We start from the raw sequence: 20,920 nt of genomic DNA on the forward strand, positions 1-20,920 counted from the left end.
TCTGTTGGTTGGATCTACTTATTATAAGTAACGATGTTATGAATCGTTACCCTGCTGAATTCGACGTAAAGAACGCTCTCGACGAGACTCTTCACGACTCAAATCCAACAATGTTTCTTCAATATAAGCTAAATGTGAATGTGACATTTCACGTGCTTTCTCAGGCTGACCTGAAACAATCGCATCTACAATATTAGCTCGGTGTTTACTTACTTTTTCAACCACATCATCGCGGCGATGTAAGAGTTTGAGGTTTTGCAGGACATTTTGCTCTAATAGCGGCGCCAAACTGCGTACAATATGCAATAAAACCACATTGTGAGCAGCTTCAGTTAAAGCGATGAGAAACTGCATAACCGCCGTTGCTTCCGCCTCAACATTCTTCTTGGTTTGTTCTTCGCTAATATGTTTCAAGCAAGCTTGAATACGCGTAAAGTCCTGTTCGGTTCCACGAACTGCTGCAAAGTAAGCGGAGATACCTTCCATCGCATGACGCGTTTCAAGCAAATCCAACTGTGTTTCCGAGTGGCTAGACAATAAATTTAGCAGAGGATCGGAAAAACTCGTCCAAATTTTCTCGCTAACAAAAGTCCCACCACCTTGGCGACGTGTGAGAAGACGTTTGGCTTCTAGACGCTGAATGGCTTCTCGGATTGAGGGGCGAGAAACATCAAACTGCTTTGCTAGTTCTCTCTCCGGGGGCAACTGCTGCCCCGGAGATAAGGTTCCTTCCACAATCAGCCTCTCTAACTCTTGTTCAATAACATCGGAAAGTTTCGGCTGACGAATCCTTTGATAAGCCATATTTTTGTTCTTCTACTCTTTGCAGTCAATTGGTATTACCAATTTTATATTGGCGACGAAATTAACATAATTAAAACGCAAGTTCCAGTCATAAATTGACCCATATCATTGAACTGGATAACCATCAACACTTTGATAACAATAGCTGATTAAAACAGCAACCCAATTGGTCAGACCAATTACAATAAATATACATGCGTATTTTGAATGACGCTGCAACTCAATTTTAGAACAAGATACCAGAGCTAAGTTTCAATAAATCAGCAGAGTTTGTTTATCAAAAGTGACAACTCATTGTGAAGAAATGGAAAGGTAAATTACTGAACTGACTTGACTAAAACCAGTTCAGTTATGATAGGAAGATCTAATTCAGCCAGTCATGATGGAAGTATTGATGTAACCTTTACTTTGCTTCAAGATGGTCAATCATTAATTGCAATGACTGGTTACCCCGAAATTCATTGATATCAAGTTTAAATGCTAAACGAACCGTTTTAACGGATGCATCTGGCCAGCGGCGTAAATCAACATTAAAAGCAATCCCATCCAACATAATATTGGTTGGATGACCTTTATGCAGCGGCTCCAACATAAGCTTTAGATGCTTTTCTCCCACCAGCTTTTGATGGAGCAGTTTAAACTCTCCATCAAACACTGGTTCTGGGAAAGCTTGTCCCCAAGGTCCAGCAGAGCGAAGTAATTCAGCGGTATGCATTGAAAACTCTTCTGGTTTAAGTTCTCCGTCAGAGAGAATAACGCCCTTTAACGCTGCTTCATCAAGTTCTGTTTTTACTCCTGCATCAAACAATTGCGAAAAACGCTCAAAATCCTGTTCTAAAATGGTTAAGCCAGCTGCCATCGCATGACCGCCAAATTTAATGATCAAACCTGGATTCTGTGTATCTATACGATCGAGTGCATCACGCATATGCAAACCGGGAACGGAACGACATGAACCTTTCAACGTACCTTCACCGCCATCGGCAAAAGCGATCACTGGACGATGAAACTTTTCTTTGATTCGAGATGCCAAAATACCGATAACACCTTGATGCCAATCGCGTTGAAATAACACTAATCCATAGGGCATCGCATCATCACTAAACTGTAAACGCTCGCAAAATGCCATCGCCTCCTGCTTCATCCCTTCTTCAATTTCTTTACGGGTTTGATTGAGGCCGTCTAATTCACTCGCCATTCGCCGCGCGGCATGTATGTTATCAGTGAGCAAAAGTTCAACACCAAATGACATGTCATCCAAACGTCCTGCTGCATTAATTCTCGGACCGAGTGCAAAACCAAAGTCGGCAGCGACCAACCTTCTTGCATCGCGCTTTGCTACTTCTATTAACGCCTGAATTCCTGGTCTGGCCTTACCCGCCCGTATACGTTGCAATCCCTGATGAACTAAAATTCGATTGTTCTCATCCAAAGGGACAACATCAGCCACAGTACCAAGCGCAACCAGATCAAGTAACTCCATTAATTTTGGCTCTGACATGCCTTGTTGGGAAAACCAGCCTAATTTGCGCATGTGGACACACAAAGCCATCATCAGATAAAACGCAACCCCTACTCCAGCCAAAGCTTTTGATGGAAAAGCGCAAGATTCAAGATTCGGGTTAACCATGGCATCAGCGATAGGAAGTTCGTTTCCAGGCAGGTGATGATCGGTCACCAGCACAGTCAAGCCTTGTGATTTGGCGTACCGCACGCCTTCGATAGAGGACACACCATTATCTACCGTCATGATAACTTCAGCGCCGATTTCAATCGCTTGGTCGACCACCTCTGGACTCAGGCCATAGCCATCTTCAAAACGATTGGGAACTAAATAATCCACATTGGTTGAACCAAGCATTCGAAGCGCAAGCACAGATAAAGCCGAACTGGTTGCCCCATCCGCATCAAAGTCGCCGACCACAATAATACGTTTATTGTCTAAGATTGCTTGATACAAGATAGCTACCGCCGCCTCAATACCATCTAACTTTTGATAGGAGTGCAGAGCGCGAGCAGCGGTGTCTAGTTGCTGTGGACAAGTGATACCACGCGAAATATAGATACGTTTGAGAAGAGGCGCAATATCAGCCTCAAGCATAGTAAGATCCATTTCTGGACGACGTTGGATTTCTATCATAAATGTTTCGTTGAGCAGGTATTTTATGGCGAGGCAAAGAGAAATCGGAAAATAACCACCTCAATCAATGCATCCATCATTGAGGTGATTCGCTGCTTTTTAGTAAGACCACAGTAGGTTATGACTTTTCAGTCTGTTGCAAACGTTTTAGCATTTGATCAGGCGGAAGGTAACCACCAACCATTTCTCCACCAGGTAAGAAGATCGCTGGTGTTCCACTGATGCCTAATTCTCGACCCAAAGCATAATGCTTCTTGATGATCTCTTGGTTTTTAGCAAAGTCTTTACTCTTTTCGGGGAATTCACGCTTCACTTTTCCGTCATGCATTGCCTCTTGAGGATTCTTCGCTCCCCAAATACTTGCCATTTGGTCGGCAACTGAACCTGTTCCACCTTGGCGCGGATAGGCCATATAGCGAATCGTGATACCTAAATTGTTGTAGTCCTTCATCTGATTATGCAGACGAACACAGTAACCACAGGTAATATCGGTAAATACAGTGACAACATATTTCTCATCCTTAGCTTTGAATTCAATCATGCTATCTTTGAATTTGTTGATCTTAGCTGCATTGATAGGAGCCTGACGCTTAGCAAGTACATCTTCATACTGGCCGTCTTTGTCTAACTTGTACAAAGTGCCAGCTAAAAAGTATTCACCATCTGGCGAAGCAAACAGAACCCCACCACTGGTTTGTACCTCAACCAAACCTTTGATATCAGCGGGTACTACCTTATTGATTTCTAGCCCTAATTTAGAGAATCGCTTTTCAAGCTGGGCTTTATCTACTTTAGTCTCTGCCGCAGTCACTGCCTGAGCAGCGACTAATAATGGAAGGCTAAGCAGAGTCATTCGGCGTAATACGCTCATTGAATTCACCTTATAATTTACTGCAAAAGGGTGTTCCCTCATGCTCTTGGATGATGCTCACTGTGTAACTGTTTTAGTCGCTCGGTTGCCACGTGAGTATAAATTTGTGTTGTCGAAAGATCGCTATGTCCTAATAACATTTGTACAACCCTAAGATCTGCGCCGTAATTAAGCAAATGAGTCGCAAATGCATGACGCAGTACATGTGGTGACAACAACTCGGTATCAATTCCGGCCATAATGGCATAATGCTTGATCCGATGCCAAAATGTTTGGCGTGTCATTTGACGCGCTCTTTTACTGGGAAACACCACATCAGACGTTGTTTCTCCTAGCAACTCAGACCGCCCATGTTGCATAAAAGTTTCAATCCATTCAACCGCATTTTCTCCCATCGGGACCAAACGCTCTTTTCCACCTTTACCCGTGACACGCACAACACCCTGTCTCAGACTAATATTTTCCATGGTAAGGCTCACCAGCTCTGTCACTCGAAGGCCAGTTGCATACAACAACTCAAGCATGGCTTTATCTCTTAATTCCATCGCATTATTAGGATCAGGAGCATTCAATAACGCTTCAACTTGTTCTTCACTCAAGTCCTTAGGTAAACGTTTGGGTAGTTTGGGACTGACCAGAAGTGCACTAGGATCATCACTGCGCACTTTCTCACGATGAAGATACTGAAATAAACGCCGAATCGCGGACAACATTCTTGCACGAGACGTCTGTTTATACCCCTGCTCCATTAACCAACTCTGGTACTCTTGGAGCCCTGACAAGCTAATAAAATCAAGCCGGTAGTTATTATCTAACATCCATTTCACTAGCTTAGACAAATCGTTACGATAAGAGGCCAAGGTATTTTCAGACAGTCCTCTTTCCATCCACATCGTATCAAGAAACTGTTCGATTATACCCTGTTCAAAAGAAATATTGTCTGACACATTAATCCTTATTGATGAGATATGTGCTCAATGTAAGTGGCGTGAGATAATAAAGCCATAAAAATTACTTTTTCTTCGGCATATTCGCTGCAAAGCTCGCCATTTTATGGTTAGAATTCGCTATTAGTCGTAATAAGTGAAAAAGAAAGTAATGAAGATTGGTCTGTTTTACGGTTCAACTACCTGCTATACAGAAATGGCCGCAGAAAAAATGCGAGCTATTTTAGGTGAGGACTTAGTCGATATTTTCAATGTCAAACAAACTCCTCTTACTGAAATGGCAAACTATGATTTGCTCATTCTTGGTATATCTACATGGGATTTTGGAGAAATTCAAGAAGATTGGAATGAAGTTTGGAATGATATTGCTAGCTTATCGCTTAGTGGCAAAACCGTTGCCTTATTCGGCTTAGGTGATCAAGAAGGATACGGTGAGTGGTATCTAGATGCGATGGGTATGCTTCACGAACAATTGGAAAAAGTAGGCGCTAATTTTATTGGTTACTGGCCAAATGATGAAAGTTACCAATTCGACGCATCTAAGGCACTTACCGCAGATAAAAAGCAATTTGTTGGCCTAGCCTTGGATGAAGATTCACAATATGAACTCAGTGATGAACGCATTGCCACATGGATTGAGCAAGTTCTGGTAGAGTATCAACAAACTCTCTGACGGCATAATAAAACTTGTATAAAGACGTCAACCTCTCTTGCAATGAAGGGTTATCTCATGTCTCACTCATCCCTTGGACTAGAGCTAGCTCTTCAATTCATTACGATAACGTTGCCAATCAAAAACCAAACCCGGATCCGTTTTACGCATTGGCGCGATATATTGATGCCCTGTAATTCTCGGCAAAATAATTTTGGGGAAGCGAGCCAGTATACTGTTAGTTAAAATGCTCAATGCCTGATATTGTTGATCGGTATAAGAAACAAAATCGCTGCCTTCAAGTTCAATACCAATCGAATAATCATTGCACTTGTCTCGTCCAGCAAAACTTGAAATACCAGCATGCCAAGCCCTAGCGGTAAATGGAACAAATTGGACAACTTCACCGTCTCGCCTAATCAAACAATGAGCCGAAACCCTACTATGGTATATGGCAGCAAAAAAAGGATGCGCTGTGGGCTGCAGTTGACCTGTGAACAGCTGTTCTATATATGGCCCACCAAACTGACCAGGTGGCAAACTAATATTGTGGATCACCAACAAGGAGATATCTTCAACATCTGGCCTAGAATCAGAAAACGGAGAGGGAACATGCCTCGCTCCTTTATACCAACCATTGCCATCTATCATCTCTATCACCTAGTTTATTTTTAAGTTATTGATTTTATATTGTCGAACATTAAATACCAGAATAATGGCTGAATTTCCCTGCTAGTCATCGTATTATGCATCCACTCATGTAAAACTGCCTATTAAATTTGTGATGAAAAACACCCACAACAGCAACGAACGCCTCGAGTATTTGAAACAACAGCTACCAAAAGAAATTTCTCGCTCAGTGACTGAAGCAATCAAAGAAGATTTAGGTGGCACACTTAACCCAGCCGCAGATATAACCGCAAGTTTAATTCCGGTAGATGCGCATAATGAAGCAAGTATCATTACTCGGGAACATGGAATATTTTGCGGTAGCGAATGGGCCAATGAAGTGTTCAAACAGTTGGGCGGCGATGTAAACATTGAATGGCATGTTAAAGACGGCGATAGAGTCGAGCCAAACCAAGTCCTTTGCGACCTCTCTGGCCCATCACGAGCTCTTCTTACTGGTGAACGCAATGCCATGAACTTTATACAAACGTTGTCAGGCTGCGCAACCACCACCGCTCAGTACGCCAAGCAATTAGAAGGCACCAACTGTCGTCTTCTCGATACTAGAAAAACCATTCCAGGTTTGCGAAGCGCTCTGAAATATGCGGTTGCATGTGGAGGGGGTTTTAACCACCGTATTGGTGTATTCGATGCCTATCTGATCAAAGAAAACCATATTATTGCCAATGGTGGCATTACTCAGACCATACTCACTGCAAAACAGCTTCACCCAGGCAAACCTATTGAAGTTGAAACAGAAAACCTACAAGAGCTCACCGAAGCGATTGAAGCTGGTGCTGATATTATTATGTTGGACAACTTTACCACAGACATGATGCGTGAAGCGGTCAAAATTAACGCAGGTCGCGCAGCACTAGAAAACTCAGGTAACGTGACGCTTGAGACATTGCGAGAATATGCAGAAACAGGCGTAGATTATATTTCAGTAGGCGCTCTCACCAAGCATATCAAAGCACTTGATCTATCAATGCGCTTTAAATAACAATCAGCAAGAGAGATGACCAATCTCTCTTACTCCTTACCTTGATAGAAAGCCTCAACTAACACCATTTCCTTGTCTTGTGTAACATGCGTGTAACTAACAAACTAATTCCGCGAATAAACTTCAATTATCTACTTTATTATCAAGGATAAAATAGGCTTACTTTCATATAATGAATGTCATTTCCTCTTCAATTAAATGATTAATGATGGCACCAGAAAGGAAGCAATCACTAGGTTTTACTCTCATAGAATTGATGATAGTTGTCGCTATCATAGGAATTTTATCATCATTCGCTATTCCAAGTTACCAAAACTACACCAAGCGTGCTCACGCCAGTGAAATTTTAGCAACCATGTCAGCGATGAAAATGGCAGTCGGTATTTGCATCTCAACCACTGATTCGTCTGCTAGCTGTATTTCAGGGCAAAACGGAATACCCTCTAAGCAGATCTTTAATGGCTATTCTATAGAAGCTCTATCGGGTAACGGCGATTCAATAATCGAGGCCATCACTATAGGTTCAAAAGGCTCTCTACCCTCAGATTCGGTCCTCTCTCTGACAAGCCAAGAATCCAGCAATGGTTTGGTTTGGAGCCTTAATTGCGCAGGAACCGACAGTGAATATTGGTGCCCCGGGAGCTAATGATGAGCCGACTTCCAAGATTATTTTTTAATGCCAATGTTATTAATGAACAACAAGCCAGTTCATTGTATGCCACAGAAAAGACTCACCTCTCCTCCAACCACCAAGAGATAGATTTTCACGAACTCGATAATTTAATTAGCAATCAGGTAAAAGTAACAGATGAGGCGCAGCGAGATGAATCGCATACTAGTTGCTACATCCATCAGATCATCTCTAAAGCCGTTCGCCAAAAAGCATCTGATATTCACTTTGAACCCTATAAACACTGGTTTAGAATCCGGTTTCGCTGCGATGGGATATTAGTTGAGGTCCACCAATCACCACATCAAATTTGCAAAAGGCTTGTCGCCAGAGTCAAAATTTTATCGCAACTGGATATTTCTGAACGTCGCTTACCTCAAGATGGTCGTCTTACTCATAGATTAAACAAATCAAATGATGTACACATCCGTGTTTCCACTCTACCCACCATGTGGGGCGAAAAGTTAGTATTAAGAATTTTAGATAACCAAGTCACTAGCTTAGATCTTAAAATGCTTGGCTATAGCACAGCACAACGCCAAATTTATGAGCAAGCATTAAAGAAACCTCAAGGTCTTATTCTTATTACTGGACCAACAGGGAGTGGTAAAACCTTATCTTTATACAGCGGTTTATCTACACTCGATAGTGAACGTCTCAATATTTCTGCTGCGGAAGATCCAATTGAAATAAGCTTCTCAGGTATCAATCAAGTTCAGATCCAGCCTCAAATTGGTTTTGGCTTCGCTGAAGCTTTACGGGCTTTTCTTCGTCAGGATCCGGACGTCATCATGCTAGGGGAAATACGAGATAAAGAAACAGCAGATATAGCAACTAAAGCCGCTCAAACTGGCCATCTGGTTCTGGCGACATTGCACACCAACTCAAGCACTGAAGCAATCACTCGCCTAAAAAATATTGGCATAGAACCACATAACATCGCAGCCTCGCTTTGCCTAGTGATTGCCCAAAGATTACTCCGTCGTCTGTGCCCTTTGTGTAAGACTCCTGCACCAATACCCGAATGTTTATCGAAAGACAATTACTCCATGTTTTATCAAGCCAGCACCCATGGATGCAGTGCCTGCAATAATGGATATTTAGGCCGGATCGGTATCTATGAAATGTTTAGTATCACTCCAGAGATAAGCGATTCGATCTTAAAAAAAGACGCCCAACACCAATTGGATAAACTAGCTAAAAAGCAAGGTATAAAAACGCTTTATCAGTCTGGATTAGAGAGAGTTAACCAAGGAATAACTAGCTATGCCGAACTGCGACGTATACTAGCTCCATGAGGTCTACCCCCCGTATGTCAGCTCCCAAATTAAGCCGTTACTATTGGTGTGGTTTTGGTTCAAATGCTCAAAAACAGCAAGGAACAATGCTCGCGATCAGTCGCTCTCAAGTTCTAGCTTATCTTGATGATAAAAGCATTGATGTAAGCTTTATTTTAAAGCGCAGACTACCTGCTTACCGTCGAATGCGAGAGAGGGTCAACGCAAAGGAGATCACACTACTAACACGCCAATGGGCTAGTATGATCGACGCCGGACTACCAATCACAACGTCACTCAAACTTATTGCAAACAATCTTACCAAGGCAGGAGTTAGCTCCGTCATATGGCTGATACGTCAAAAGCTCGAATCGGGATTATCCGTAACCCAAACACTGAAAGAGTCCTCCACTCATTTTGATTCCTTATATCTCGCAATTATTCATGCGGGTGAGAGTTCTGGACAATTAGCAGGCTCTTTACGACGCATAGCAACTCATAGAGAAAAGATAGAATATATTCGCTCAAAAGCTGTGGGGGCCAGTATATATCCCTGCTTAATTTTTGGGACAGCGTGGCTTGTCACTCTCCTCATGCTCACTCAAGTTATTCCTGAACTTGAGCGCATGTTTGAAAGCTATAACGCTCCCTTGCCATGGTTTACTCAACAAGTCATTAACCTTTCACAAACGACGATAAATTACGGACTTCATACTACTCTTGGTTTTATACTCCTCATAGTATCGATACGACTTGGATACAGATACTCAATCTCTTGGAAAAAAAAGCTAGACAGAATGAAGCTCCTGGTTCCTGTGTTCGGCAAATTGTATCGTTTGGCTTGTCTTAGCCAATTTATTAGAACACTAGCAACCTGTTTTGATTCCGGCCTTCCAATTACGCCGAGTTTACACGCAGCAGCCCAGACATTTGATAATACATTTTATCAAACAGCAATGTATACGGTTACCCAAGAAGTGGATTCTGGCGTGCCAATACACCAAGCAATGCGCAGCAGTGGCGCCTTTGACGAATTTATTATGCAAATGGTTATGCTAGGTGAAGAATCTGGGCGCCTTGCTGAGATGTTAAATCGCGTCGCAGATGACTATGAAAATGAGATTGAAAAAATTATCGACTATCTCAGTCGGGCAATTGAACCTATTGTGATTGTGGTACTAGGTACAATTGTCGCAAGTTTGGTGACCGCTATGTACTTGCCCATCTTTAACTTGGTTAACGTAATGAGCTAATATAGTCTCCTTAAGTCCCCTCTACTTCCTAAATCGGTTGAGTTACATATGGATCTGTTTTTTTATCACCCTTGGTTATTCCCAACCTTAGCCACTTTATTTGGCCTAATCATAGGAAGCTTTATTAATGTTGTCATTCATCGTTTGCCTAAGATCATGGAACATGAATGGCGCAAAGAATGCGCAGATTGCTTTCCCGAATACAAAATAAAGCCGCCTTCAGGTGAGTTTAACCTGAGCACCCCGAATTCCCATTGCCCAAAATGCCAAACGCCGATTCGTGTTCGTGACAACATTCCACTAGTAAGTTGGCTAGTATTGAGAGGGAAATGTCATTATTGCCAAGCCAAGATAAGCACTCGTTATCCCTTTGTTGAACTGCTGTCTGCGATACTCAGCTTGACCATAGCGTATCAGTTCGAGTTCAGTTATTTCGCTATTGCTTTACTCTTTTTTACCTTTGTCCTCATCGCTGCAACATTCATTGATTTGGATACTATGCTATTGCCTGATCAACTGACTCTGCCTTTGGTCTGGTCGGGCATCACTTTATCTCTCCTCGAGATAAGCCCTGTATCATTGCAAGATTCAGTGATTGGAGCTATCGCAGGTTACTTATGCCTATGGTCTGTATACTGGGCTTTCAAACTCATCACAGGCAAAGAAGGCATGGGTTATGGTGATTTCAAGCTACTATCCGCATTAGGAGCTTGGCTTGGTTGGCAGTACCTACCCATTGTTGTTTTACTTTCGTCTCTAGTTGGGCTCATATTTGGGCTCATCCAATTAGGTTTAAAAAAGCAAGGCATAGACAAAGCATTTCCTTTTGGGCCCTACCTCGCCATAGCAGGCTGGGTAAGTGCTATCTGGGGAGAAAGTATTATAAACTGGTACTTCACTACAATTATTGGAGTCTAAGATGCCTTTTGTTGTCGGGCTTACTGGGGGGATCTCAAGTGGAAAAACCACAGTGGCAAACCTGTTTAATTCTCACTTTGATATAGAGATTATTGATGCTGATATCATAGCGAGGCAAGTCGTTGAAAAAGATTCCTTAGGATTGAAAGCGATAAAATCTCGTTTTGGTTCTAATATCTTATTGAGTGACGGAACATTAAACCGAGCTAAGCTAAGAAATAAGGTCTTCGAGTGTGAAGAGGACAAAACATGGCTCAATGCGCTACTTCACCCTATGATTAGGGAAAAAATGCAGTTAGATGTTTCCGAGGCTTCATCACAATATGTGTTGCTCGTGGTACCATTGCTAGTTGAGAACAAGCTGCAAAACTTGACTGACAGAGTTTTGGTAATTGATGTTGATGAACAAACCCAGTTGCTAAGGACAATGGAAAGGGACAAGGTGGGACTTGAACAAGCTCAAGCCATCATTGCAGCTCAAGCAAGTCGCAGTGATAGGCTCAGTGTTGCAGATGATATAATCAAAAATGATACGACAAACAAGGATCTTTTGCCTGAAATCACAGAATTACATAAAAAGTATCTAGAATTAAGTATGGGAAATCGGTCAGAATAAGGGAAGAATAATCAAAGGCTACATGGAATGACAACGCACTACTTTGAACATCCATTGAATGAGAAAACTCGGATATATCTACGAGTTGAAGCCTTGCTCACTCAACTAAATATGTCATCCCAATTTAGCGATGACATGCAACACCTGCTGTTTTTTCGCTCACTTTTTGACTTACTTGAAATCTTTGAACAAATACAGCTGAAAAGTGAGTTGGCTAAAGACATAGAGAAACAGCGTATTTCCTATCGTTCATGGCTACACGTGGAAGGTGTAGATCAAAAAATGCTCAACAACGTGTTAGCCGAAGTTGATGAGGTCCACAGTAAACTAATGGCAGCAGAGCGTTTTGGTCAAAGCCTTAAAGAAGACCGCTTCCTTAGTACGATTAGGCAAAGATTTAATTTACCTGGGGGCTCGTGTTGCTTCGATTTACCAGCACTCCACCATTGGTTGCACCTTCCCATCGAGCAGAAAATTGAAGACAGCCGTAAATGGATAGAAAACTTACAACCTCTCACTGATGCGCTCAAGCTTTGGCTGCGTCTGACACGTGAGACCGGACATCTCCATCCGCAAGAAGCACGTTCTGGTTTTTATCAAAGCGATGCAGAAGATGCCAATATACTCCGCCTTGAAATCCCAATGGAATATGGGGTGTACCCCATGATTTCAGGTCACAAGAATCGTTTCGCAATCAAATTTATCTTTTTTGCTTCAGGCCAAGCTTCCTGCGATAATATCGAGTTCCAATTAGCTGTGTGTAGCTAAGATAAATCTTTCTCTAGAGAAGTCATTATGTCCAAAGTCTTTACGGTTGCTTGCCCAAAGTGCGGCACAGATGTTAAGTGGGGAGCAACCAGCCCTCACCGTCCCTTCTGCAGTAAGCAGTGTCAAATGATAGATTTTGGTGGGTGGGCAGATGAGGAAAATTCCATTCCCGGCGCACCGGACATGTCTGATGCTGACGGTTGGTCAGAAGAGCAGTACTAACCTAGCTCGAACTATTATGTTAAAGAATAAAAAAGCGGAGGCCACTTGGCCTCCGCTGATACGATGAGAACGCTAGTTAAAGCATTACTTCTTAGCAAGTTTCTCTTTAATACGAGCAGACTTACCAGAGCGCTCACGTAGGTAGTACAACTTGGCACGACGTACTGCACCACGGCGCTTAACTTCAATGCTATCAACCATTGGAGAGTGAGTTTGGAACGTACGCTCTACACCTTCACCGTTCGAGATCTTACGTACAGTGAATGCAGAATGTAGACCACGGTTACGGATACCGATTACAACGCCTTCAAAAGCCTGTAAACGCTCACGTTCACCTTCTTTAACCTTAACTTGAACAACAACTGTGTCACCAGGTGCAAAGTTAGGCAGATCTTTTTTCATTTGCTCTTCTTCAAGAGCCTTGATGATGTTACTCATTTTCAATATTCCTAGAATAAACTGATACTAAATTTAATAGGTTACTGCTTTTGATGTTCTTTTATGAACTCAGCCAGTAATTGTTCCTGTTCGTCAGTCAGAGCTAGGTTTTCCAGGAGCTCTGGTCTTCTTAGCCAAGTACGGCCCAACGACTGTTTCTGTCGCCAGCGACGAATGTTTTTATGGTTGCCAGATGTCAGTACTTCAGGTACTGGTTGACCATCTAACACCTCTGGTCGCGTGTAATGAGGGCAATCTAACAAACCGTTAGCAAAAGAGTCTTCTTCTGCCGACGCAAAATCTCCTAACACTCCCGGTATAAACCGTGAAACAGAATCAATTAACGTCATGGCTGGTATTTCACCACCCGTCATCACAAAATCTCCAATTGACCATTCTTGATCAACTTCAGCTTGGATGACACGCTCATCTACCCCTTCATAGCGGCCACAAATCAGAAGTAAATTCTCATTTTTTGCCAGCTCTTCCACTCCTTTTTGGTCAAGTCTACGACCTTGAGGAGATAGGTAGATAACTTTCGTCTTACCTGGTGAGGCGTTTCTAGCTGCATGGATAGCATCGCGCAAAGGCTGAACCATCATCAACATACCAGGGCCACCACCGTAAGGCCTATCATCGACGGTACGATGTTTGTCATGAGTGAAATCGCGAGGATTCCATGTCTCAACTGACAAAAGACCTTTTTTAACCGCTTGACCTGTTACCCCATAGTCAGTAACGCTGCGGAACATTTCTGGAAAAAGGCTAATTATGCCAACCCACATGTTTTCACCAATATAAACTTGGTTCAATGCTCCGTTACTTGGAGTTAGAATCCAGGATCCCAGTCAACTTCGATCCGTTGAGCTTGGCGATCAATAAGTTTGATCACTTGCTCTTCAAGGAACGGAATTAGTCGTTCCTTTTGACCAAAAGCATCTTTTAGATTTGCTTTTACCACCAAAACATCGTTGGAACCCGTTTCAAGCATGTCAGAGACTATACCCAAATCGTAACCTTTATCAGTTACTACTTGCATTCCAATCAGATCACGCCAGTAGAATTCATCTTCTGGCAATTCCGGCAATACAGCAGGGTCAATAGCAATTTCAAAGTTAGTCAACAACTGTGCATCTTCACGCACGTTTAGACCCTCAAGTTTTACCACCAAACCTTTGTTATGGCGCTTCCAACTTTCAACTTTTTGCTCAACCCACTCACCCTTTTGGTTTATAAACCATGGTGAGTAATCAAATATACTTTCAGTATTGTCTGTGTAGGAAAAAACCTTAAGCCAGCCACGAATGCCGTAAGAAGCACCAAGCTTACCTACTACAATCTTATCACTGCTCGTTGTTTCTTTACCTTTCATCGACATAAGCTAATTACTTCTTCTTGAATTAAGAATTAAGCCGCTTTTTGAGCGTCTTTTACTAGCTTAGCTACACGGTCAGATAGAGATGCGCCTTGACCAACCCAGTGGTTTACGCGATCTAGGTCTAGACGTAGACCTTCTTCTTGACCTTTAGCCGTTGGGTTAAAGAAACCCACTTTCTCAATGAAACGGCCAGTTGCAGCATTGCGGCTGTCCGCTACTACGATTTGATAAAATGGACGCTTCTTCGCGCCGTGACGTGCCAAACGAATGGTTACCATGTCGTCCTCTTTGCTTTCTCAAAAATAAAATTAACCCCAAAGACTGCTCATATGAAACAGCTTGGGGTCTCGTGCCAAAATAAAGCTCCGGAATTTTACTCTTATTCCGCAGTATTGCAAGGTATTTAGCTATTTTTTCACCAATCTAGTGCCACTTTATCATTAGATAAAGCAGTAACCATTTTGTGAGCTATCTAACACCTTGAATGTTTAATGGGTTATCGACTATCGACCAAATGGATTGAAGCCACCTCCACCCATCATACCTTGCATGTTACGCATCATGCCTTTCATGCCGCCTTTTTGCATTTTCTTCATCATCTTCTGCATTTGAGTAAATTGCTTGAGTAGGCGGTTAACATCTTGAACTTGCGTTCCTGAACCAGTGGCAATGCGTTTTTTACGAGAACCTTTAATAAGTTCAGGACGTTGACGCTCCTTCATTGTCATTGAGTTGATAATGGCTTCCATCTGTTTGAACATTTTATCATCAACTTTATCTTTCACATCCGTGGGCAACTGAGACATACCAGGCAGTTTGTCTAGCATTCCCATCATGCCACCCATATTCTGCATCTGTCCCAATTGCTCACGGAAATCTTCAAGGTCGAAGCCTTTCTTTTCTTTGAACTTTTTAGCCAGTTTTTCTGCTTTTTCGGTATCAACGTTGCGTTGTAGATCCTCAATAAGAGAAAGTACATCTCCCATGCCAAGAATGCGAGAGGCAACACGCTCAGGATGAAAGGGCTCTAGAGCATCCGTTTTCTCACCAACGCCCAAAAATTTGATGGGTTTACCCGTGATATGGCGTACAGATAAGGCTGCACCACCGCGAGCGTCACCATCTACCTTGGTCAAAACAACCCCTGTTAATGGCAATGCATCACCAAACGCTTTTGCTGTGTTCGCTGCATCTTGTCCTGTCATTGCATCAACAACAAATAACGTTTCAACAGGAGTAATTGCCGTATGAAGCTCCTGAATCTCAGCCATCATTTGCTCATCGACAGCTAGGCGGCCTGCCGTATCAACAAGCAGTACATCATAAAACTTCTTCTTGGCGTGCTCTATCGCAGCATTAGCAATATCTAATGGTTTTTGCTCTGCTGAAGATGGGAAAAAATCAACACCTACATCTGATGCAAGTGTTTCTAACTGCTTGATCGCAGCAGGTCGATATACGTCGGCAGAAACAACAAGAACTTTCTTCTTATCACGCTCTGTTAATAGTTTAGACAGTTTACCAACAGAGGTCGTTTTGCCCGCACCTTGTAAACCGGCCATCAAAATAACAGCTGGCGGTTGAGCTGCTAGGTTGAGTGCCTCATTAGATTCACCCATGACAGCTTCAAGTTCGGCTTGAACAATCTTAATAAATTCTTGACCAGGAGTTAGAGACTTTGAAACCTCAACGCCAACCGCCCCCTCTTTGACCCGTTTTACGAAATCACGCACGACAGGAAGGGCAACATCCGCCTCCAACAAAGCCATACGTACTTCACGCAATGTGTCTTTTATGTTGTCTTCGGTCAAGCGACCTTTACCACTGATATTCTTCAGGGTTTTGGATAATCGATCCGTTAAATTATCAAACATCTTAGTCTCTTTATCTGAGCGACCCTAAATGCCACCGCCTGTTAATTGGCGACAAAATTATTATGAGTATACCTTAGCCAGGCACTGCTTTGCACTGCTGTAGTAACTTTTGATCTCTCATAACACGCAAATCAGCTATATAAGTCATAGCCCAAGCTTTTGATGCAAGGTATAATTTATCAAAAATTCACCAAATAACAGAGAAGCATGGACAACATCATCGCCGTTGCTGCTGCAATACTTTATGTTTTGGCAATCGCAACCATAGTTCCAGGCCTAGTACATCAGGTCGGCATTCGAACCAAAACGGTATCAGCCAGTGCATTTTTAGCCCTAGCCTTTCATGCTTGGTTGTTGGGCGATCTTATCATTGAAGGTTCAGGGCAAAACCTCAGCATTCTCAACGTTGCCTCATTGATAAGTTTCATTATTTCTTTGGTATTAAGTTTGGCAATGCTAAAAACGCGTTTATGGTTTCTGCTTCCTGTAGTTTACTGTTTTGCAGCGATTAACCTATCTGCAGCGGCCTTCTTACCCAGTACCTTCATTACTCATTTAGAACAAGACCCAAAACTGCTCATCCATATTTCCTTGGCACTTTTTTCATACTCAACCTTAACTATCGGTGCGCTTTATGCTCTGCAACTGGCTTGGCTTGATCACAAACTCAAATCAAAAAAAGCATTGAGTATCAACCCAAATTTACCGCCGCTACTAATGGTCGAAAGGCAATTGTTTAAAATTATCCTGATCGGTAACCTTCTGCTTACAGGGACTCTTTTAACAGGGTTTATTTTTGTTGAGGATATGTTCGCGCAAGGCAAAGCACATAAAGGTGTTCTGTCTTTTATCGCGTGGATCGTATATTCAATTTTACTTTGGGGTCATTACCAAAAGGGTTGGCGAGGTCGTAAGGTAACTTGGTTTGCCGTTGCTGGCGCAACTTTGTTGACCTTAGCCTACTTCGGAAGTCGATTTGTTCGTGAAATTATTCTTAACTAATTGATATTTAAGAGTGCACATAATACGCCTTTCTTTTACAATGTTTTACTTATAACCTGAGATTGACTTCACGCTTGGCTTAGGTCATAAATTAACCAAACCTCAAAAGGAAACATTCAGCTTTGGACGACATATCAACGGGTGCATTATTTGCCCTACTCGCGTGTCTTATCGTTATTTCAGGATATTTTTCAGGTTCAGAGACAGGCATGATGGCTTTGAACCGATACCGACTTAAACACCTAGCTAATCATGGTCATAAAGGCGCTAAACGTGTAGAAAAACTACTGGCTCGCCCTGATCGACTCATTGGTCTGATTTTAATCGGCAACAACCTAGTTAACATTCTGGCTTCCGCCATCGCAACCATCTTAGGTATGCGTCTGTACGGCGATATCGGTGTAGCGATAGCAACAGGCGCATTAACCATGGTTATCCTCGTATTTGCTGAGGTTACGCCTAAAACTCTTGCAGCCCTCTACCCTGAGCGAGTGTCATACGCGAGCAGTATCCTTCTCACCATATTAATGAAATTGCTGTCGCCATTAGTCATGTTGGTTAACTTCATCACTAACGGTTTTATTCGGCTATTAGGGATCAGAGCCAAGCATGGCGGTGACGATCATTTAAGCTCTGAAGAGTTACGTACTGTGGTTAACGAAGCTGGTAGTCTCATTCCGAGGCGACATCAAGATATGTTGATTTCAATTCTCGACCTAGAGAATGTAACTGTTAACGACATTATGATTCCAAGAAATGAAATTACTGGTATCGACATAAATGATGACTGGAAGTCCATAGTAAGACAATTAACTCACTCCCCACATGGCCGTGTTGTTCTGTATCGAGATCAAATCGACGAAGTGGTCGGCATGCTAAGACTGCGAGAGTCTTATCGTCTGATGCTGGAGAAGAATGAGTTCAACAAAAAAACCTTACTGCGTGCTGCTGACGAAGTGTACTTTATTCCAGAAGGCACGCCTCTCAATATTCAGTTGCTTAAATTTCAGCGCAACAAAGAACGTATTGGCCTAATTGTTAATGAGTATGGCGATATCATTGGTCTTATTACTCTTGAGGATATTTTGGAAGAGATCGTTGGTGAATTCACTACTTCAATCACTCCAAGTCTGTCTGATGAAATTACACCTCAAGGCGATGGAAGCTTTTTGATAGAAGGGAGTGCAAACATCCGAGACATCAACAAAGGGCTAATGTGGACATTACCGACAGATGGTCCTAGAACATTAAATGGGCTCATATTGGAACATTTGGAAGACATACCAGAAAGCCATATCAGTGTTCAAGTTTCCGGCCATCCAATGGAAATCGTTGACCTAGAAGAAAACCGCATCAAATTAGTTAAAGTGTATCCTTGCAAGGATAAAGATAAATAACGACCAATAAAAAAGGCCTTGAACACATCAAGGCCTTTTCTAAACTTAAGCTCACCTACTCTTCATTAATACTGAATAGACTCTCCATGTTGAGGCCCTGCTTAATCAGGATTTCTCTTAGGCGACGCAAACCTTCAACCTGTATTTGTCTTACCCTTTCTCGAGTAAGGTTAATCTCACGCCCAACTTCCTCTAAAGTTGAAGGCTCATACCCCAATAGTCCAAACCGACGTGCGAGGACCTCTTTTTGTTTTGGGTTTAACTCGTCAAGCCAATCAATCAATGAAGACTTGATATCATCATCCTGAGTAGAAACTTCGGGGTCTGAATTGTTTACATCAGGAATGATATCAAGCAGTGCTTTCTCACCATCTCCACCAATTGGAGTGTCGACTGAACTGATGCGCTCATTAAGACGCAGCATCTTACTGACATCATCGACTGGCTTATCTAGTTGAAGTGCGATCTCTTCTGCTGTTGGCTCATGATCAAGTTTTTGAGAAAGCTCTCTGGCTGTACGTAAATAGATGTTAAGCTCTTTCACGACGTGAATAGGCAAACGTATAGTCCGAGTCTGATTCATCAAAGCACGCTCAATGGTTTGTCTTATCCACCATGTTGCGTAAGTTGAAAAGCGAAAACCTCTCTCTGGGTCAAATTTTTCGACCGCTCGGATCAAACCTAGGTTGCCTTCTTCAATAAGATCAAGTAACGCGAGACCACGGTTACCGTATCGACGGGATATTTTCACCACTAAACGAAGATTACTTTCAATCATACGTTTACGAGCTGCTTCGTCTCCTCTCAGAGCACGACGAGCATATAGTACCTCTTCTTCTGCGGTGAGCAGAGGTGAAAAACCTATTTCTCCTAAATAAAGTTGGGTCGCATCCAAGCTTTTGGTAGATACATCAAAGTCTTCTTTTGCATCCTCGGCTCGGGCACTGCCCGTGGTTGTGGAATCATCAGCCTGAATCGCTTCCATTTCTGCTTCAAGCTCAAACTCTTCGACTTTCGTTGCTGTGTTACTGATACTCATAGCGCCTCCCCCTGGCGATCTAGCGAAGCATTCCTTTTAATGCCGCTATAAATCTATAAAGTATTAGGGTAAGTAGCGTTTAGGATTCACTGACTTACCTTGGTAACGAATTTCAAAGTGTAGTCGAACACTGTTAGTTCCAGAACTGCCCATCGTTGCGATCTTCTGGCCTGCTGTTACACTTTGTCCTTCGTGTACGAGCAACCGTTCATTATGCGCATAAGCACTGAGATAGTTATCGTTGTGTTTAATAATCACCAGATTCCCATAACCCTTGAGTGCATTACCCGAATATACAACGGTTCCATTAGCTGTCGACGATATCGGTTGACCTCGCTGCCCTGCAATGTCTATACCTTTGTTGCCTTGGTCTCCAGCTGAGAAATTTTTAATTACCCTCCCTTTGGCTGGCCATAACCATTTAGAAATTTTCTCACTGATTGGATTCGCATAACTGACGGGTTTATTAACATTTATTTTACTTTTAGCTCCAACATACTCCTTTGCTGAAGATTGATCAACCTTGTTCACAGTAGCTTTTGTGGGAGATATGGGGGCAACTTTCGCCTTGTTGCTGCTAACTGCTTGATTAGAGTCTTTACTTGATTTTGTATTAATCGCAGATGTCGATGCTAGTGTAACGGGTACGGATCCGCCTACAGCCCCCGCCCCACCGTAAGCTGGTGCTTTATAGACAGGCTGCCAAAGTTTCAATTTTTGACCGGGATAGATGGTGTAAGGCTTTTTTAAATCATTGTAACGAATAATGTCATTTACATTCTTATCTGTGATGTATGCAACAAAATACAGCGTATCACCCTTCTCCACTTGATAGTAACTCCCCCTGTAACTGCCACGAGAGATATTTGTGTAATCTTTATTTAATCCAGAAACAGGGGCTGGGAAATGAGCAGTACATCCAATAAGCATTGCGCTTACAAATGGAATAACAAAAAGAATGGACTCAGTCTTGCGGATCATA

23 protein-coding genes are annotated in these 20,920 nt (G+C 42.5%); 11 read left to right on the forward strand and 12 right to left on the reverse strand.

Annotated elements, in window-relative coordinates; all coding sequences use genetic code 11:
* Positions 1-36 precede the first annotated feature (36 nt).
* The 4 genes from pdhR to xerD form a co-directional block, all read right to left on the reverse strand.
* The gene (pdhR, locus tag FIV01_RS12200) at positions 37-804 is read right to left on the reverse strand and encodes a pyruvate dehydrogenase complex transcriptional repressor PdhR (protein WP_114784925.1); all 768 of its coding nucleotides are present in this window, start codon (positions 802-804) and stop codon (positions 37-39) included.
* A 403-nt stretch (positions 805-1,207) separates the two neighbouring features.
* On the reverse strand, positions 1,208-2,944 hold the full coding sequence (recJ, locus tag FIV01_RS12205) for a single-stranded-DNA-specific exonuclease RecJ (RefSeq protein ID WP_152431243.1): 1,737 nt from the start codon (positions 2,942-2,944) through the stop codon (positions 1,208-1,210).
* Positions 2,945-3,062: 118 nt separating this feature from the next.
* Positions 3,063-3,815, reverse strand: coding sequence for a thioredoxin fold domain-containing protein (locus FIV01_RS12210; RefSeq protein ID WP_152431244.1), 753 nt, complete (start codon positions 3,813-3,815; stop codon positions 3,063-3,065).
* Between the two features lie 38 nt (positions 3,816-3,853).
* Positions 3,854-4,750 carry a site-specific tyrosine recombinase XerD gene (xerD, locus tag FIV01_RS12215; RefSeq protein ID WP_415846709.1) on the reverse strand — a complete coding sequence of 299 codons (897 nt, stop codon included), beginning with the start codon at positions 4,748-4,750 and terminating at the stop codon, positions 3,854-3,856.
* 163 nt (positions 4,751-4,913) lie between these two features.
* On the opposite strand from xerD, the gene fldB reads away from it, so the two are divergent.
* Positions 4,914-5,435 (forward strand): flavodoxin FldB, encoded by a 522-nt coding sequence (fldB, locus tag FIV01_RS12220; protein ID WP_152431246.1) that lies wholly within the window; start codon positions 4,914-4,916, stop codon positions 5,433-5,435.
* A gap of 84 nt (positions 5,436-5,519) precedes the next feature.
* Here the strand turns inward: fldB and ampD are convergent, their stop codons facing one another.
* Positions 5,520-6,065, reverse strand: a complete 546-nt coding sequence (ampD, locus tag FIV01_RS12225; protein WP_152431247.1) for a 1,6-anhydro-N-acetylmuramyl-L-alanine amidase AmpD — start codon at positions 6,063-6,065, stop codon at positions 5,520-5,522.
* Positions 6,066-6,198: 133 nt separating this feature from the next.
* Here ampD and nadC point away from each other — a divergent pair, with 133 nt between their 5' ends.
* The 8 genes from nadC to yacG all read left to right on the forward strand — a co-directional run bounded on the left by nadC (position 6,199) and on the right by yacG (position 12,810).
* Positions 6,199-7,086: a carboxylating nicotinate-nucleotide diphosphorylase gene (nadC, locus tag FIV01_RS12230; RefSeq protein ID WP_152431248.1), complete on the forward strand. Its 888-nt coding sequence runs from the start codon at positions 6,199-6,201 to the stop codon at positions 7,084-7,086.
* 208 nt (positions 7,087-7,294) lie between these two features.
* Positions 7,295-7,732 (forward strand): pilin, encoded by a 438-nt coding sequence (locus tag FIV01_RS20875; protein WP_152431249.1) that lies wholly within the window; start codon positions 7,295-7,297, stop codon positions 7,730-7,732.
* On the forward strand, positions 7,732-9,054 hold the full coding sequence (locus FIV01_RS12240) for a GspE/PulE family protein (protein ID WP_152431250.1): 1,323 nt from the start codon (positions 7,732-7,734) through the stop codon (positions 9,052-9,054). The genes FIV01_RS20875 and FIV01_RS12240 overlap by 1 nt, the downstream gene beginning before the upstream one ends.
* 14 nt (positions 9,055-9,068) lie before the next feature.
* Positions 9,069-10,286, forward strand: coding sequence for a type II secretion system F family protein (locus FIV01_RS12245; protein WP_246210403.1), 1,218 nt, complete (start codon positions 9,069-9,071; stop codon positions 10,284-10,286).
* A gap of 48 nt (positions 10,287-10,334) precedes the next feature.
* Positions 10,335-11,204, forward strand: a complete 870-nt coding sequence (locus tag FIV01_RS12250) for a prepilin peptidase (protein ID WP_152431251.1) — start codon at positions 10,335-10,337, stop codon at positions 11,202-11,204.
* A gap of 1 nt (position 11,205) precedes the next feature.
* The gene (coaE, locus tag FIV01_RS12255; RefSeq protein WP_152431252.1) at positions 11,206-11,820 is read left to right on the forward strand and encodes a dephospho-CoA kinase; all 615 of its coding nucleotides are present in this window, start codon (positions 11,206-11,208) and stop codon (positions 11,818-11,820) included.
* Positions 11,821-11,847: 27 nt separating this feature from the next.
* On the forward strand, positions 11,848-12,588 hold the full coding sequence (gene zapD, locus FIV01_RS12260) for a cell division protein ZapD (RefSeq protein ID WP_152431253.1): 741 nt from the start codon (positions 11,848-11,850) through the stop codon (positions 12,586-12,588).
* Positions 12,589-12,615: 27 nt separating this feature from the next.
* Complete coding sequence (yacG, locus tag FIV01_RS12265) at positions 12,616-12,810, forward strand: DNA gyrase inhibitor YacG (RefSeq protein ID WP_152431254.1); 195 nt, start codon at positions 12,616-12,618, stop codon at positions 12,808-12,810.
* Between the two features lie 84 nt (positions 12,811-12,894).
* On the opposite strand, the gene rplS is transcribed toward yacG, so the two are convergent.
* The 5 genes from rplS to ffh form a co-directional block, all read right to left on the reverse strand.
* Positions 12,895-13,248, reverse strand: a complete 354-nt coding sequence (gene rplS / locus FIV01_RS12270) for a 50S ribosomal protein L19 (RefSeq protein WP_009602110.1) — start codon at positions 13,246-13,248, stop codon at positions 12,895-12,897.
* Between the two features lie 41 nt (positions 13,249-13,289).
* On the reverse strand, positions 13,290-14,033 hold the full coding sequence (gene trmD / locus FIV01_RS12275) for a tRNA (guanosine(37)-N1)-methyltransferase TrmD (RefSeq protein WP_152431255.1): 744 nt from the start codon (positions 14,031-14,033) through the stop codon (positions 13,290-13,292).
* Between the two features lie 44 nt (positions 14,034-14,077).
* Positions 14,078-14,626 carry a ribosome maturation factor RimM gene (gene rimM, locus FIV01_RS12280; RefSeq protein WP_114784894.1) on the reverse strand — a complete coding sequence of 183 codons (549 nt, stop codon included), beginning with the start codon at positions 14,624-14,626 and terminating at the stop codon, positions 14,078-14,080.
* Between the two features lie 29 nt (positions 14,627-14,655).
* Entirely contained in the window at positions 14,656-14,904 is a 249-nt protein-coding gene (gene rpsP, locus FIV01_RS12285) for a 30S ribosomal protein S16 (protein WP_005438039.1), read from the reverse strand.
* 225 nt (positions 14,905-15,129) lie between these two features.
* Entirely contained in the window at positions 15,130-16,500 is a 1,371-nt protein-coding gene (gene ffh, locus FIV01_RS12290) for a signal recognition particle protein (protein ID WP_152431256.1), read from the reverse strand.
* Positions 16,501-16,707: 207 nt separating this feature from the next.
* Here ffh and FIV01_RS12295 point away from each other — a divergent pair, with 207 nt between their 5' ends.
* Together FIV01_RS12295 and FIV01_RS12300 are read left to right on the forward strand one after the other, a co-directional pair.
* Positions 16,708-17,502, forward strand: a complete 795-nt coding sequence (locus FIV01_RS12295; protein WP_152431257.1) for a cytochrome C assembly family protein — start codon at positions 16,708-16,710, stop codon at positions 17,500-17,502.
* Positions 17,503-17,624: 122 nt separating this feature from the next.
* Positions 17,625-18,899, forward strand: a complete 1,275-nt coding sequence (locus tag FIV01_RS12300; protein WP_152431258.1) for an HlyC/CorC family transporter — start codon at positions 17,625-17,627, stop codon at positions 18,897-18,899.
* Between the two features lie 55 nt (positions 18,900-18,954).
* On the opposite strand, the gene rpoS is transcribed toward FIV01_RS12300, so the two are convergent.
* Positions 18,955-19,938 (reverse strand): RNA polymerase sigma factor RpoS, encoded by a 984-nt coding sequence (gene rpoS / locus FIV01_RS12305; RefSeq protein ID WP_152431259.1) that lies wholly within the window; start codon positions 19,936-19,938, stop codon positions 18,955-18,957.
* A gap of 63 nt (positions 19,939-20,001) precedes the next feature.
* Positions 20,002-20,919: a peptidoglycan DD-metalloendopeptidase family protein gene (locus tag FIV01_RS12310; protein WP_152431260.1), complete on the reverse strand. Its 918-nt coding sequence runs from the start codon at positions 20,917-20,919 to the stop codon at positions 20,002-20,004.
* Position 20,920: the final 1 nt, after the last annotated feature.

Origin of the sequence: Vibrio aquimaris (genome assembly GCF_009363415.1) — a bacterium.
Classification (GTDB): domain Bacteria; phylum Pseudomonadota; class Gammaproteobacteria; order Enterobacterales; family Vibrionaceae; genus Vibrio; species Vibrio aquimaris.